The organism is Mesorhizobium sp. P171375, from assembly GCF_057786075.1.
The window spans coordinates 113819-128378 of sequence record NZ_JBYNWF010000001.1 but is presented as its reverse complement, the minus strand read 5'-3'; the positions used below and the strand labels follow the sequence as shown (position 1 = coordinate 128378).

The following is a 14560-nucleotide window of genomic DNA, read 5'->3' as shown; positions in this document are numbered from 1 at the left end:
TATCCGAAATGCGGATCGCGCTGCCTTGCAAGTTTTGAGCATCGGATCGCTCCGATGCTCAAGGCGGTCGTCCCCCGCCTTAATATCTTTAAGCGGCGGGCTGGTCGGCCAGCTTCTTGGCGATCTGCTTCTTCAAGAGGCGCGCGCGCTGCGACAGCTCCTTGGCATCGGCCTTGGCCAGGAAGGCATCGAGGCCACCGCGATGCTCGACCGAACGCAGCGCGTTGGCCGAAATGCGCAGGCGCACATTCTGGTTCAGCGCTTCCGAAATCAGCGTCACATTGACGAGGTTCGGCAGGAAGCGGCGCTTGGTCTTGTTGTTGGCGTGGCTCACATTGTTGCCGGTCTGGACTGCCTTGGCAGTGAGTTCGCAGGTACGGGACATGGTTCTAACCTTCAGTTCTTTCTAAGCCTGCCAAACCATTTTCGCCCGCGCCGGGCGGCGCGCGGTTTCGGTCAGGCGGCCTTATGGAAAAGTTGGCGTTCCATAGTTGCATTTCGCCGAGGCGTCAAGCTCCGGCTTCCCTCGGGATGCGGCGGTCCTTTCATATAAAGGCCGAAATTCAGCCTATAAGCGGTCGCATAGGGACATGCCAGGCCGGAGTTGCCCATCTGCGGCTTGAAAATTCAAGGAACGATCCCCGCCATGCTTCGTCCGTCACATGCCGTTGTCGCGGTGCTTGCCGCTGCCTTGCCGACGTCAGCCCTCGCCGCCACACCGGCAACTGCCCCGCAGTCCTTTAAGGGCGAATACACGGTGTCGTTCCTCGGCCTTTCGGTGGCCAAGGCGAAATTTAACAGCCACTACGAAGGCGATAGCTATTCCATCGACGGCACCGTCTCCAGCGCCGGTATCGCCACTTTGTTCGACGATACGAGCGGCACGATCTCGTCAAAGGGCAAGATCCTGGGCAAGCAGATGCAGCCGCAGGCGTTTCGCGCCGACTACAAGTCCGGCAAGAAGGCTTCCGTGGTCGATATCCGCTTTGCCAATGGCGCGGTTACCGCCACTCAGGTCATTCCCGAACCGAAAAAGCGCAATCCCAAGACCTGGATACCGCTGGGTGGCAACGATCTGACATCGGTGCTCGACCCGATGGCCGCCACCGTCATCCATGCCGATAGTCTCGACAAGGTCTGCGGGCGCAAGGTGAAGTTCTATGATGGCGAGATGCGCGCCGACCTGACGCTGACCTATGCCTCGAAAGGCTCGATCTCGGTCAAGGGCTACAAGGGCGACACCGTCACCTGCAAGATGAGCTTCGAGCCGGTGGCGGGCTACCGAAAGGGCCGCAAGGCGCTGAATTACCTGAAGAACAAGAGCAAGATGATGGTGACGTTTGCACCGCTCGGCCAAACCGGCGTATATGCGCCGATCCACGCCACGGTCGGGACGCAGATAGGCACCTTGACCGTCAGCGCGGGGCGGTTCGAAGCTGCTGAATAATTTGTTTTTACGCAATTCCGGACGGAAAACCGCCGGACACTTTTCCTGGAATTGCTAGAGGCGCCTGGCGCGCCGCCGGAGACGGGCATGGGGCGCGCAACACTGATCGGTTTCTCGGCAGTCGCCATGTGGGCGCTGCTGGCGTTGCTCACCGACGCCTCGGGCGCCGTGCCGCCTTTCCTTTTGTCGGCCATTACCTTCACCATCGGCACCGCGGTCGGGCTGGTCGCGCGGTTGTTCATGCCGGCGACCGATAAAAGCCAGAAGATCCCGCGCCAGGTCTGGGTGATCGGCATTGCCGGCCTGTTCGGCTACCACTTCTTCTACTTTACCGCACTGCGCAACGCGCCGGCGGTGGAGGCAAGCCTGATCGCCTATCTGTGGCCGCTGCTGATCGTGCTCGGCTCGGCGCTGATGCCGGGCGAGAAGCCGGCCTGGAACCATGTCGTCGGCGCGTTGCTTGGGCTGGCCGGCACTGTCCTCATCGTCACCAAGGGCGGCGGTCTTGCCTTCGATGCGCGCTACGCTTTCGGCTATGCGATGGCCGCCGTCTGCGCGCTGCTGTGGTCGTCCTATTCGCTGTTGTCGCGCCGCTTTCCGGCGGTGCCGACGTCGATCGTCACCTGGTTCTGCGCCGCCACGGCAGCCCTTTCGCTCGTCTGCCATCTGCTGCTGGAACAGACGGTGCTGCCCGACGGTCCCGGCCAGTGGCTGGCGGTGCTCGGGCTCGGGCTGATGCCAGTGGGTGCAGCCTTCTATGCCTGGGATATCGGCGTCAAACGCGGCAACATCCAGGTGCTGGGTGCGGCAAGCTATGCGGCGCCGCTTCTGTCGACGCTGGTGCTGATCGTGGCTGGCGTGGCCGAGCCGTCGCTACGTATCCTCGCCGCCTGCGTGCTGATCACCGGCGGCGCGGCCTTGGCGGCGAAGTCGCTGTTCCTGCGCAAGCCGGCTGAGATCGGAGCCAAGGCATGACGATGCCGTTTGCCGGCGGCATCGACGCCAATGCCAATGCGACATTGATTTTTTCGCTGGTGGCGGCGGTGATCTACGCCTTTACCCTGGATATGCGGCCGACGCTGGCCCGCTCGGCGGCAAAGGCGCTGTCCGTGGCCATGCTTGCGGTGCTGGCCTTCATGCAAGGTGGTCCATTGCTGCTCATCGCGGCGCTGGCCCTCAGCGCCGTCGGCGACGCCTTCCTGTCGCGTGACGGCGAGAAGGCCTTCCTCGGCGGGCTGGCCAGCTTCCTGGCGGCGCATATCCTCTATGTGCCGCTCTTCCTGCGCAGCGGCGGCGGGCTGGATGTGCTGGGCACCGAGACATGGCGCGGCGCCATCGCACTCGCCATGGCCGCCTTCGTCGTCGTCATGCTGGCGGCACTCTGGCGCCGTGTCGGCCCCGGCCTGCGAGCGCCGATCGCCGTCTATATCGCGGCCATCCTGGCGATGGGTATCTCGGCGCTGACGCTCGACAATCCATGGGTCATCATCGGTGCCGTTATGTTCATGGCGTCGGACGGGCTGCTTGCCACGGAAAAATTCCTGGTGCCGGCCATCGCGCCCTATCGCGCCGGCATCCGCTATGCCGTCTGGGTGCTCTACTATGCCGCCCAGCTGGCAATTACGCTTGGCTTTTTGCTGAGCTAGGTTCCCAGCCGGGTTCGGCCATTTCGAAGGCGGCGAAGTCGAAGCCCGGCGCCACGGTGCAGCCGACCAGGGTCCATTCGCCGAGGCTGCGCGCGGATTGCCACCAGCCTGCCGGCACCACGATCTGCGGCCGCTCGCCCGCCGCAAGTTCAATGCCGAGCACCTGCTCGATCATGGCACTGCCTTCCTCGCACATCGACAGCGCCAGCGGCGCACCGGCATGGAAATGCCAGACCTCGGCCGCGTCCTTGACTCGGTGCCAAGCCGAAATCTGGTCCTCTTCCAGGAGGAAATAAATCGCCGTCGAATGGCCGCGTGCGCCGCCGGCGCCGTCGCGAAAGGTCTCGGCATACCAGCCGCCTTCCGGATGCGCCTTGAGGCTAAGCGTGGCGATGATTTCAGCGGCGCTGGTCATGGCTTTTCCGCAAACGTCATGATGGTCAGAAATTGTCTTTGCGCTTGCGGATCTCGGCAAACACGTCGGCATCGCTGGCCTTTTCCATGCCGAGATGCTTGCGGATCGCCGGGTCGTGCCAGCGCAGGAACGGATTGGTCGACAGTTCCTCGCCGATCGTGGTCGGCAGCGTCGCCTTGTTGTCGGCGCGCAGTGTCTCGATCTTGGCGGCGCGCTCCTTCAGCGCCGAATTGGTCGGGTCCACAGTCAGCGCGAAGCGGGCATTGGAAAGCGTGTATTCATGGCCGCAATAGATGACCGTGTCGGCCGGCAGTGCGGCGAGCTTCTTCAGCGATTCATACATCACCGGCGGTTTGCATTCGAACAGCCGGCCGCAGCCGAGCGCGAACAGCGTGTCGGCGGTGAACGCCACTTTCGAGGCCGGCAGGTAATAGGAGACGTGGCCCGCCGTGTGGCCGGGCGTGGCGATGACATCAATCCGCTCACCGCCGAGATGGACGACCGAGCCTTGGCCGACGGTCTCGTCGATGCCGGGGATCTTTTCCTTTTCCGCCTCCGGTCCGACGATGCGCAGCTTGAAGCGCTCCTTCAGCGCCAGATTGGCCTCGACATGGTCGACATGGTGGTGGGTGGTCAGGATCAGCGTCGGCTTCCAGCCGGTACGCTCGATCGCGGCAAGGATCGGCGCTTCTTCGGGCGCGTCGATGATGGCGGTCTCGCCGCTCTTGGGGTCATGCACCAACACGCCGAAATTGTCGCTGCGGCACATGAACTGTTCGATTTCGACCGGCATTTTCATCTCTCCATCTGTCGCCGCAGACATAGGGCGCTTGCCCGCCGATGTCATCCGGAACTTGGCACCTTTGTTGAACTTCAGCGGCATCGCAGCTACCGTCCCGCGCATGCATTCCGATATCGTCGATCTCCGTTCCTTCTATTCGACCACGCTCGGCCGCCTGGCCGAACGCTCGATCACCATGGCGCTGTCCTCGATATGGGCTGCCGTGCCCAATGAGCGGCTGGTTGGGCTCGGCTATACCTTGCCGTGGCTGGAGCGGTTCGGCACCGATGCCGAGCGGGTCTTTGCCTTCATGCCGGCCACCCAAGGTGCGGTGGTCTGGCCGGCGAGCGGGCCGACGTCGACGGCGCTGGTCTTCGACGAGGAACTGCCGCTGGTCGATTCCTGCATCGACCGCATGTTGCTGGTGCATTCGCTGGAGCATGTCGAAAACCCGCGCGAGACGCTGAACGAGATCTGGCGGGTGTTGTCGCCGGCGGGGCGTGTCGTCATCGTCGTGCCCAACCGGCGCGGCGTCTGGGCCCGGTTCGAGCACACGCCGTTCGGCAATGGCCGGCCGTTCTCGCGCGGCCAGCTCACCGAATTGCTTCGCGAGGCGAATTTCACGCCGGCTTCCTGGTCCGACGCGCTGTTCTTCCCGCCATCGCCGCGGCGCTTCATGATGCGCTTCCACAATGTGCTGGAGCGCGCCGGCAGGCGGTTCTGGCCGATCTTTTCCGGCGTCATCGTGGTCGAGGCGCAGAAGCGGCTCTATCAGGGCGTGCCGGTCGCCCAGCGCGCCTCGCGCCGCGTCTTCGTGCCGGTGCTGTCGCCGCACGGCGCGACAAGGCTTGGCCACCGCGCTGAAGGGGTGACATCGACCAAGCGTCAGGTGACACCTTCGTGATCACGATTAAAACTGGTGTTGCGTGGGGTTTTCCCACCTATCTGTCGCAGATGCATTCACAGGCCGTTTGAGCTGCGGATGCCTTCAAGTCCCTCCATTCGGTTTAAGCACCGCTGTTGAACGCAAGGATTCAGGTCATGGCTGATCAACCGGACGCGAACGCCACAGCCCAGCCGGTGACCGTCGAAGCCAGCAGTCTGCGCGACCAGGTGGCGACGATCAAACGGGCGCTGGTCTGCTCGCCGATGCGCAAATGGCTGGTGTGGACGTCGGTCGGTATCATGGCCGTCATCGTCGCGACGTCGATTGGCCAGGTTCTGCTCAACCGCTGGAACCAGCCCTTCTACGATGCGCTGGCGCGCCGCGACATGGCGGCCTTCCTTCACCAGCTCATGATTTTTGCAATGATCGCCGGCACGCTGCTGATGCTCAACATCGCTCAGACCTGGCTCAACCAGATGATCCGGCTGAAGCTGCGCGAGGCGCTGACGCTCGACCTGATCGACCAGTGGATGCGGCCGGCGCGGGCCTTCCGGCTGGCCAATGCCGGCGCCATCGGCGTCAATCCCGACCAGCGCATGCAGCAGGATGCCGCGCATCTATCCGATCTGTCGACGGATCTCGGCGTCGGCCTGCTGCAATCCTTCATCCTGCTGGTGTCCTTCGTCGGTGTGCTTTGGCAACTCTCGTCGGGCTTCGTCTTCCACATCAACGGCTGGTCGCTGGCGATACCGGGCTACATGGTCTGGGCAGCGTTCCTCTATGCCGGCATCGCCTCATGGTTGAGCTGGCTGGTCGGGCGGCCGCTGATCCGCCTCAACAGCGACCGCTACACGCGCGAAGCCGAGTTGCGCTCCTCGATGGTGCGGGTCAACGAGAATGTCGACGCCATTGCGCTCTACCATGGCGAAGCCGACGCCAAGCGACGGCTCGAACTCGACCTCGGCACGGTGCTGGGCGCCATGCGGCGCATCTACACCGCGCAGATCAACCTGTCCTGGGTGACCGATACCTATGGCTGGATCACCGTGGTGGCGCCGATCCTGGTGGCGTCGCCGGTCTATTTCTCGGGCGATATCAGCTTTGGCGGGCTGATGATGGCGGTTGGTGCCTTCAACCAGGTGCATTCGTCGCTGCGCTGGTTCATCAACAACATCGGCGGCATCGCCGACTGGCGCGCGACGCTGATGCGCGTTGCCGACTTCCGCATCGCGCTCGATGAAACCGATGTGCTGCACGACAAGGAAAAGCGCATTGAATTCGGCGACAACGCCAATGGCAGCCTGACGTTCGAAAAGCTCCAGGTGGCCTCGCCCGAGGGCTGCACCAAGCTTGCCGACAGCCACGTCGAAATCCATCCCGGCGAGCGCGTCATGATCACCGGCGAGCCCGGCGCCGGCAAGACGCTGTTCTTCCGCGCCATTGCCGGCCTGTGGCCATGGGGCAGGGGGCGGATCGGCCTACCGGCTGGAGAAACCCTCATCTTCGTGCCGCGTGTCCCATATTTGCCGGCCGGCACGTTGCGAGAGGTGCTCAATCATGCGAACGGGCATGCGCCCGCTAACGATGCCGACATTTCGGCCGTGCTGGCCGAGGTTGGTCTTGAACGGCTGTCATCGTCGCTCGACCGCGTGGGGCGCTGGGACCATGAGTTGGCCGATGACGAACAGCGCCTACTGGGCGTGGCCAGGCTCGCGTTGCGGCAGCCGAAATGGGTGATCATCGACGAAGCGATGGATGCGTTTGACGGACCCTCGCTGAGGCGAGTGCTGGCGATGTTGGAAAAGCACCTGAAGGGAGCCGCGATCATCAATATCGGGCGCGGCCAGCACAACACTCAGTTCTTTCCGCGCGGCCTGACGATCGTGAAGGATTCCGGTGCGCCGGCGCTGAAGCCCGCTCGCGTCAGGGCCGGCGCCATCGACCCGCCGCCGAGAGGGGCTCGCCCGCGAAAAGAGTAGCCTAAAGCGCGACGCATTTGAACGGATTCACGCGACGCGCTTTAGGTCTTTGTTTCATGCATGTCGTTCTCTCAAAACCGGGGCCACTTTTGAGCGACATGCATTAGGCTTTATTTCGCCGCGATCGCGGCGAAGATTCGCGGATCGAAACATCCGTGGTGCGGCCATGCTCGATGCGCTCAGCCTGCTAGCCTGCCTTGCCTGCACTCCGGTCACGCCCGTGGCTGCCCCGGCCAATGCCGTTGCCGTGGATGTCGAACTGGTGCTGGCCGTCGATATCTCGCAGTCGATGGACGAGAGGGAGTTCGCGCTGCAGCGTGCCGGCTATGTCGAGGCGCTCAGGCATCCCGACTTCATCAAGGCTGTGCGCTCGGGCACGACCGGCCGCATCGCGCTTGCCTATTTCGAATGGGCGGGCGTCGTGCGCGAGGATGGCGTCATCGCCTGGCAGGTCATCGACAGCGCAGAAAGCGCCGACGCCTTCGCCGACAAAATAGCCGCGCGGCCGTTCCGCAGCTTTCGCGGCACCTCGATTTCCGGCGCGCTTGCCTTCGGCGCCGGGCTTTTCGACAGCACCGGCTTCGACGCACCACGCAGCGTGATCGACATCTCCGGCGACGGCCCCAACAACACTGGGCTGCCGGTCGCCACCACACGCGATGCCGCGGTGGCCAAGGGCATCGTCATCAATGGTCTGCCGATCCTGATCAGCCCGTCACCGACCTTCAGCCATCTCGACCAGTATTATGACGATTGCGTCACCGGTGGGCCCGGCTCCTTCGTGCTGCCGATCTACGCAGCGTCTGAATTCGCCACCGCCATACGCCGCAAGCTTATCCTGGAGGTGAGCGGCATTGCCGATGCGACCGTGGTCACGATCGACGCGGCAGCGCCCATGGACTGCCTGCAGGGTGAACGCGACCGGCGGCTTTATTCCGACCCTTATTTCCCGGAACTCGACAAATGAGGCCTAGAAATAGTTCCCGAGGGAAGCTCTAGGCCGGCCGCGCACCGTATTTGTCGCGAAATTCGGTGTAGAGATCGCGGCGCCAGCGCCGGCCGCCGACATAGCCGCGAAACAGTTGCGGCAGCGAATAGCCGAGTGCCTTCGACGACCGGTTGGCCAGATAGCCGGAGAACGCCTGCGAAACCCTGCCCTTGAGCGCGTCGGCGATGAGCTGCCGGGCGATCATGTAGGGCGGAATGTGGGGATAGCGGTCGGCGATATAGGGGTGCTTGTCGATCAAACTGGCATAGGCTTCGACATAGCCATCGCGCTGTCCGGAGATGGAATTCTCCGAATTGTACTTTTTCCAGTCGATCACTTCGGACAATTGCGCGCCGCTGCGCCGGGCAAAGCGCAGCAACAATTCGCGATCCTGCATGCGCGTGACGTCGCTGTCGTAGCCGCCGATGGCCAAAAGCGACTCGCGCCGGGCGGTGATTGCCGACCCGGCAATGAAGATGGTCTGCGCGACAAGGGCTCGTTCCAGCGAGTCGCGGCTCAGGAGAGCCTCGCGGTTGACGCAATTGGTGCGGCGATTGCCCTTCAGCGACACGAAGGAACTAATCAGCACTTCGAGCGAGGGATTGTTGTCGAACTGCTCCAGCGTCCGCACCAGCCGGTCCGGCAAATAGACGTCGTCGGAATCGAGGAATGTGACCACCGGCGCCCGCGCCCGCTCGATGCCGGCATTGCGGGCGGCATTGGCGCCACGCCATTTCGAGCCGACATAGATCAGCCGTGGATCGCGGATTTCGGCGAGTGCCGCGGCCGTGCCGTCGGTCGAGCCGTCATCGACGACGATGTGCTCGAACCGGGCAAAATTCTGCGCCAGCACGCTCTCGACGGCGCGCACCACCTTGCTGCGGCGATTGTGCGTCGGCGTGATCACCGAGATCAGCGGAGCGAGGTCGGTTGTCTTGGACATGCTGCTTCGATTATGCCCCGAATTCCCTGGAGGCCGGATGCTTTGATGGGTTCGCCTTCCAAGCCTTACCTCGGGATGGCATTCGATTCGACGCTACAAAAAACCGGCGGCAATGTCATCACAAACTGTTGAGCCAGGACGCCCGTAGGCTGGCCGATTACCCCTGACGTAATCGACCGATGGCCGTCATTTCCGCAGATTGCGCCAACGGAGCCGGTTATTGCGCTTCGATCGAACAGGGAGTTCAGCCATGACCGCCTACGCCGATGTGGTCATCGCCGACGGTGTCAGGCACCCGCACAAGGCCACGGACGTGCTGGGATAGGAGACACTATCGCTTCAGCAAGAACACCGCCTGCTGGCCGAAGAAATTCCAGAACCACCATGGCATCGACAGGCCGATCTTCTGGCCGTTGCCGTCCAGCGCAGTCGCTTTCTCGACCGAGGCGCCGAGCTCCTCGACCAGGTTGACGAAGTCGCGGATGGTGCAGAAATGGATGTTGGGCGTGTCGTACCAGGAATAGGGCAGGTCCTCGGTCACCGGCATCCGTCCCTTGAAGAACAGCGACAGCCGCACCCGCCAATGGCCGAAATTGGGGAACGAGACGATGGCGCGGTTGCCGATTCTGAGCAGTTCGTCGAGCACCAGCTTCGGGTTGCGGGTCGCCTGCAGGGTCTGCGACAGGACGACGAAATCGAAACCCTTATCGGGATAGAATTCGAGGTCGGTGTCGGCATCGCCCTGGATGACCGAGAGGCCGCGCGCCACGCATTCATTGACGCCGCGCTGCGACAGTTCCAGCCCGCGGCCGTCGACCTGCTTGGTCTCCTGCAGGAGTTCGAGCAGCAGGCCGTCGCCGGAGCCGACGTCGAGCACCCGCGAGAGCGGCGGAATGAGGCCGGCAACGACTTCGAGGTCGACGCGCTGGGCGCGGTTGACACTCATGGCTTCGCCCCTCGGATGGCGCATGATCCCGGTGCGAAAAGTCTGCAACTTTTCGGGGTCATGCGCGGAGCCCCCTGGCGCGGGCCGCCGAGCCGATGAAGCCATTGATGGCGGCGAACAGTTCCGGTTCGTCGAGCAGGAAGGCATCGTGGCCGCGATCGGTGTCGATCTCGACGAAGGAGACGGACGCGCCGGCTGCGTTCAGCGCATGCACGATCGAGCGGCTCTCCTCGGTCGGGAACAGCCAGTCCGAAGTGAAGGAGACCAGGCAAAAGCGCGTCTTTGTGCCGGCAAAGGCATCGGCGAGCCGGCCGCCATGGTCGGCGGCGAGGTCGAAATAGTCCATCGAACGGGTCATGTAGAGATAGGAATTGGCGTCGAAGCGGTCGACGAAGGTCATGCCCTGATGGCGCAGATAGCTCTCGATCTGAAAGTCGGCGTCGAAACCGAAGGTCAGCGCTTCGCGATCCTGCAGATTGCGGCCGAACTTGCGGTGCAGTGCCGCTTCCGACAGATAGGTGATGTGGGCGGCCATGCGCGCCACCGCCAGCCCCTTTTCCGGGCGCTTGCCGTGCTCGAAATATTTGCCGCCATGCCAGTCCGGGTCGGCCATGACGGCCTGGCGACCGACCTCGTGGAAGGCTATGTTCTGCGAGGAATGGCGCGCGCCGGTGGCGATCGGCAGCGCCGAGAAGACGCGCTCGGAATAGCACGACGCCCATTCCAGCACCTGCATGCCGCCCATCGACCCGCCGAGCACGCAAAACAGCTTCTCGATGCCGAAATGGTCGACCAGCATCAGCTGCGCCCGCACCATGTCGCGGATGGTGATGATCGGCAGGTCGAGCCCGTAGGGCTTGCCGGTGGCGGGATTCGTCGAGGCCGGACCGGTCGAGCCGAGACAGCCGCCGATGACGTTGGAGCAGATGACGAAGAAGCGGTTGGTGTCGATGATCTTGCCGGGGCCGATCAGCACTTCCCACCAGCCAGGCTTGCCGGTCACCGGATTGGTGTTGGCGACGTGCTGGTCGCCGGTCAGCGCGTGGCAGACCAGAATGGCGTTGGAGCGGGCGTCGTTCAGCGTGCCGTAGGTCTGGTAGGCGATCTGGAACGGCGACAATAGCGTGCCGGCGTCGAGCTTGAGCGGCTTGTCAGGGCCAAAACGCAACACCGGGCTCGACGGGTTGTCGGCCTCATTGTTGGTTTTTGCGGCGCGGAGCGCGGTCATGTGACTCTCCTTGCCCGCCGTCAGGCAATAAAAAACCGGCAATGCGATCGCAAAGCCGGTTACGTCACGCAAACGGCCCTTTAGCGAGTTGTTTAACGTGGCTGCAAGCCGACCGGCCAAATCACCACGGAACTGTTCCGTTCTTCTAGAACTCGGGCGGCCCGGCGTCAACGGCCAGCTATTGCCCGGGCCTCTCGACATTCGGAGCCACGGCTTGTATTTCCGCTGCGGCCTCCGGACGGAGGCATTCTCGACGGATTTGCGACATGAACAAGACAACGGACAAGGCACGGCCGACGCCCCGCGCGGGCATCATGGACATCGACGCCTATGTGCCGGGCAAGAGCACGGCGCCGGCCGGCGTCGCCAAGGTCCATAAATTGTCGTCGAACGAGAACCCGCTCGGCCCGTCACCGAAAGCAATCGAGGCCGCGCGGGAGGTCGCTGCCAAGCTTGATGTCTATCCCGATGGCACCGCCCGTCGGCTGCGCGAGGCGATCGCCGAAGTGCATGGCCTGAACCCGGCGAACATCATCTGCTCCAACGGTTCTGACGAGATCCTCGGCCTGCTGGCGCAGACCTATCTGGCGCCCGGCGATGAGGCCATCATCACCGAACACGCCTTCATGATCTACAAGATCTACATCCAGTCGGCCGGCGGGACACCGGTGACGGTCAAGGAGACCGACGAGCGCGCCGATGTCGACGCGATCCTCGCCGCGGTGACGCCGCGGACCAAAATCATCTTCCTTGCCAATCCCAACAATCCGACCGGCACCTATTTGCCGTTCCAGGAGGTCCGTCGCCTGCATGCCGCCTTGCCTGGCAACGTGCTTCTGGTGCTCGACGCGGCCTACGCCGAATATGTCCGGCGCAACGACTATGAGGCCGGCATCGAGCTGGCCGGCAGCGCGCAGAACGTTGTCATGACCCGCACCTTCTCCAAGCTCGGCCTTGGCGGTGCGCGCATCGGATGGATGTACGGTCCCCTTCACATTGTCGATGCCATCAACCGGATCCGCGGCCCTTTCAATGTCAACGCGACGGCGATCGAGGCGGGCATTGCCGCCATCCGCGACCGCGCCCATGTCGAGCGCAGTTCGTTGCACAACGAGACCTGGCTTACCTGGCTGAATGACGAGCTGACGAAGCTAGGGCTCAGGGTGACACCGAGTGTCGGCAATTTCGTGCTCATCCACTTCCCCAATGACAAGAAGCATTCGGCAGAGGCGGCGGACGAGTACCTCACCCAGCGCGGCTATATCTTGCGCCGCGTTACCGGCTACGGGTTTCCCAACGCGCTGCGCATGAGCGTCGGCACGGAAGAAGCCAATCGTGGCGTCATCGATGCCCTCACGACATTCCTGAAAAGCTGAAACAATGACATCACCGATGTTTGAAAAGATCGCGCTGGTCGGCATCGGCCTGATCGGCTCGTCGCTGGCCCGCGTCATCCGCCGCGAAGGCCTGGCCGCCCATGTCGCCATCGCGACGCGCAGCCCGACCACGCTGGCGCGTGCGAAGGAGCTCGGTCTCGGTGAGTCCTACACCACGGACGCAGAAGAAGCGGTTCGCGATGCCGACCTCATCATCGTCTCGGTGCCGGTGGGATCGTCGGGCGAGGTGGCGCAAGAGATCGCGCCGGCGCTGAAAATGGGCGCCATCCTCACCGATGTCGGCTCGACCAAGGCCTCGGTGATTGCACAGATGCAGCCCTATGTGCCGGACGGCGTGCATTTCATCCCGGGACATCCGCTGGCGGGTACGGAAAAGTCCGGCCCGGATGCCGGCTTCGCCGAGCTGTTTGAGAACCGCTGGTGCATCTTTACGCCGCTGCCCGATACCGATCCGGCCGCGCTGGAGAAGCTGTCGCAATTCTGGCGGCGCTGCGGCTCCAACATCGACACAATGGACCCGCAGCATCACGACATGACGCTGGCGATCGTCTCGCATCTGCCGCACATCATCGCCTACAACATCGTCGGCACGGCCGACGACCTGGAATCGGTGACCAAGACCGAAGTCATCAAATATTCGGCCTCGGGTTTCCGCGACTTCACCCGTCTCGCGGCTTCGGACCCGACTATGTGGCGGGACGTATGCCTGCACAACAAGGATGCCATCCTGGAAATGCTGGCACGCTTCTCGGAGGATCTGGCCTTTCTGCAGCGGGCGATCCGCTGGGGTGACGGCGATAAGCTGTTCGACCTATTCACCCGCACCCGTGCCGTGCGCCGCTCGATCATCGAGGCCGGCCAGGATATCGACGTGCCGGATTTTGGTCGCCAAGCGGTGGAACACCCCGCCAAGAGCTAAAATCCGTTTCAGGCAGGCCAGGTCGCCGCGACCATGGCCATTGTCTCGGCCCGGTCCGGCGCGCCCAGCCGGCCGCCGAAGCGCTGGCATTTGAGCGCGGCGGCCGCACTGGCAAAGCGCAAGGCCTGCTCGACAGGCATGGCTTCGGCGAGCCCAACGGCAAAGGCGCCGTGGAAGATGTCGCCAGCGGCCAGCGTGTCGACGGCCTTGACCTTCGGCGCCGCGATGTGGCGAACGCAGCCTGAGGACCGGTCATGCCACCAGCTTCCCGCCGCTCCGCCGGTCACCGCGACGAAGGCATCGGTGCGGCTGGCGAGATCGGCGCAGGCGGTCTCCGGATCTAGGGCGTGGCCGCAGACAATGCGCGCCGCTGTCTCCGAAGCGACGATGTGCGACGCCAGCGGCAACAGAAGCTCCAGCACTTCGAGTGGCGCTGTGTCGGCATCGAGGATCGCCGGCCTGCCGGCGTCGCGCGCGGCGGTCAGGGCAAGGGCGGCAGCGCCCGGCCAGCGCACATCGACGAGAACGGCGTCAAATGCGGCAAGGTCTGTGACGGGCAGCGTCTCGGGATCAGCCTGCGCCTTCGGGTCGTAGAAAGGCACGATAACGCGCTCGCCATGGGCGTCGACGAGGATCGAGGCCAGCGCCGAACGCGCACCTTGAACGCGGCGGACAAAACTGCAATCGACGCCCTCGGCCTCGATGCCGGCCAGCAGCTGGTCGCCGATGACATCGTCACCCGCACTTGCCCACAGGAACACCTCGGCGCCGAGACGGCGTGCGGCGCAGGCCGCACTTGTCGCCATGCCCGCAGCGATCTGGACGCCGTCCGAAGCGATGAACTTGCCTTGGTGCGTGGGCAGGGTTTCGAGGCGCAGGATGGTGTCCAGCGTCAGCGCGCCGACACTAAGCAGTTTTACTGGCCGGTTCATGCGTTGGCTTGGCTAAGCATGGATCCTCCCCCAAAGCGGTTCCCGCCTTTGGG

15 protein-coding genes and 1 riboswitch are annotated in these 14560 nt (G+C 63.6%); of the genes, 8 read left to right on the top strand and 7 right to left on the bottom strand.

Going from position 1 to position 14560, the window contains the following annotated elements; all coding sequences use genetic code 11:
• Nucleotides 1–88 precede the first annotated feature (88 nt).
• A complete protein-coding gene (gene rpmB, locus ACYHH6_RS00635; protein WP_023670682.1) occupies nucleotides 89–385 on the bottom strand; it encodes a 50S ribosomal protein L28 in 297 nt (98 codons plus the stop codon).
• Between the two features lie 261 nt (nucleotides 386–646).
• On the opposite strand from rpmB, the gene ACYHH6_RS00630 reads away from it, so the two are divergent.
• The 3 genes from ACYHH6_RS00630 (at nucleotide 647) to ACYHH6_RS00620 (ending at nucleotide 3093) form a co-directional block, all read left to right on the top strand.
• Complete coding sequence (locus ACYHH6_RS00630; protein WP_352585372.1) at nucleotides 647–1447, top strand: DUF3108 domain-containing protein; 801 nt, start codon at nucleotides 647–649, stop codon at nucleotides 1445–1447.
• 87 nt (nucleotides 1448–1534) lie between these two features.
• On the top strand, nucleotides 1535–2422 hold the full coding sequence (gene yddG, locus ACYHH6_RS00625; protein ID WP_352585373.1) for an aromatic amino acid exporter YddG: 888 nt from the start codon (nucleotides 1535–1537) through the stop codon (nucleotides 2420–2422).
• The gene (locus ACYHH6_RS00620) at nucleotides 2419–3093 is read left to right on the top strand and encodes a lysoplasmalogenase (RefSeq protein ID WP_352585375.1); all 675 of its coding nucleotides are present in this window, start codon (nucleotides 2419–2421) and stop codon (nucleotides 3091–3093) included. The genes yddG and ACYHH6_RS00620 overlap by 4 nt, the downstream gene beginning before the upstream one ends.
• On the opposite strand, the gene ACYHH6_RS00615 is transcribed toward ACYHH6_RS00620, so the two are convergent.
• Both ACYHH6_RS00615 and gloB read right to left on the bottom strand, forming a co-directional pair.
• Nucleotides 3068–3508: a cupin domain-containing protein gene (locus tag ACYHH6_RS00615; RefSeq protein ID WP_352585376.1), complete on the bottom strand. Its 441-nt coding sequence runs from the start codon at nucleotides 3506–3508 to the stop codon at nucleotides 3068–3070. The two genes, ACYHH6_RS00620 and ACYHH6_RS00615, sit on opposite strands and share 26 nt — an antisense overlap.
• Nucleotides 3509–3533: 25 nt before the next feature.
• Nucleotides 3534–4301, bottom strand: coding sequence for a hydroxyacylglutathione hydrolase (gloB, locus tag ACYHH6_RS00610; RefSeq protein WP_192258309.1), 768 nt, complete (start codon nucleotides 4299–4301; stop codon nucleotides 3534–3536).
• A gap of 109 nt (nucleotides 4302–4410) precedes the next feature.
• On the opposite strand from gloB, the gene ACYHH6_RS00605 reads away from it, so the two are divergent.
• The 3 genes from ACYHH6_RS00605 to ACYHH6_RS00595 all read left to right on the top strand — a co-directional run bounded on the left by ACYHH6_RS00605 (nucleotide 4411) and on the right by ACYHH6_RS00595 (nucleotide 8121).
• Complete coding sequence (locus tag ACYHH6_RS00605) at nucleotides 4411–5193, top strand: class I SAM-dependent methyltransferase (protein WP_352585829.1); 783 nt, start codon at nucleotides 4411–4413, stop codon at nucleotides 5191–5193.
• A gap of 137 nt (nucleotides 5194–5330) precedes the next feature.
• Complete coding sequence (locus ACYHH6_RS00600) at nucleotides 5331–7154, top strand: ABC transporter ATP-binding protein/permease (protein ID WP_352585377.1); 1824 nt, start codon at nucleotides 5331–5333, stop codon at nucleotides 7152–7154.
• Nucleotides 7155–7320: 166 nt separating this feature from the next.
• Nucleotides 7321–8121 carry a DUF1194 domain-containing protein gene (locus ACYHH6_RS00595; protein WP_352585378.1) on the top strand — a complete coding sequence of 267 codons (801 nt, stop codon included), beginning with the start codon at nucleotides 7321–7323 and terminating at the stop codon, nucleotides 8119–8121.
• Nucleotides 8122–8149: 28 nt separating this feature from the next.
• Here the strand turns inward: ACYHH6_RS00595 and ACYHH6_RS00590 are convergent, their stop codons facing one another.
• The 3 genes from ACYHH6_RS00590 to metX form a co-directional block, all read right to left on the bottom strand.
• The gene (locus ACYHH6_RS00590; RefSeq protein ID WP_352557659.1) at nucleotides 8150–9085 is read right to left on the bottom strand and encodes a glycosyltransferase family 2 protein; all 936 of its coding nucleotides are present in this window, start codon (nucleotides 9083–9085) and stop codon (nucleotides 8150–8152) included.
• 331 nt (nucleotides 9086–9416) lie between these two features.
• Nucleotides 9417–10031 (bottom strand): methionine biosynthesis protein MetW, encoded by a 615-nt coding sequence (gene metW, locus ACYHH6_RS00585; RefSeq protein ID WP_112562220.1) that lies wholly within the window; start codon nucleotides 10029–10031, stop codon nucleotides 9417–9419.
• Nucleotides 10032–10089: 58 nt separating this feature from the next.
• On the bottom strand, nucleotides 10090–11259 hold the full coding sequence (metX, locus tag ACYHH6_RS00580) for a homoserine O-acetyltransferase MetX (RefSeq protein WP_192258304.1): 1170 nt from the start codon (nucleotides 11257–11259) through the stop codon (nucleotides 10090–10092).
• Between the two features lie 60 nt (nucleotides 11260–11319).
• Nucleotides 11320–11397, bottom strand: a riboswitch (SAM riboswitch).
• A 119-nt stretch (nucleotides 11398–11516) separates the two neighbouring features.
• On the opposite strand from metX, the gene hisC reads away from it, so the two are divergent.
• Together hisC and ACYHH6_RS00570 are read left to right on the top strand one after the other, a co-directional pair.
• Nucleotides 11517–12635: a histidinol-phosphate transaminase gene (gene hisC / locus ACYHH6_RS00575; protein ID WP_435053286.1), complete on the top strand. Its 1119-nt coding sequence runs from the start codon at nucleotides 11517–11519 to the stop codon at nucleotides 12633–12635.
• A gap of 4 nt (nucleotides 12636–12639) precedes the next feature.
• Nucleotides 12640–13575 (top strand): prephenate/arogenate dehydrogenase family protein, encoded by a 936-nt coding sequence (locus ACYHH6_RS00570; protein ID WP_352585382.1) that lies wholly within the window; start codon nucleotides 12640–12642, stop codon nucleotides 13573–13575.
• Nucleotides 13576–13583: 8 nt separating this feature from the next.
• Here ACYHH6_RS00570 and ACYHH6_RS00565 read toward each other — a convergent pair whose 3' ends face one another.
• Nucleotides 13584–14507, bottom strand: a complete 924-nt coding sequence (locus tag ACYHH6_RS00565; protein ID WP_352585383.1) for a sugar kinase — start codon at nucleotides 14505–14507, stop codon at nucleotides 13584–13586.
• Between the last annotated feature and the right edge of the window lie 53 nt (nucleotides 14508–14560).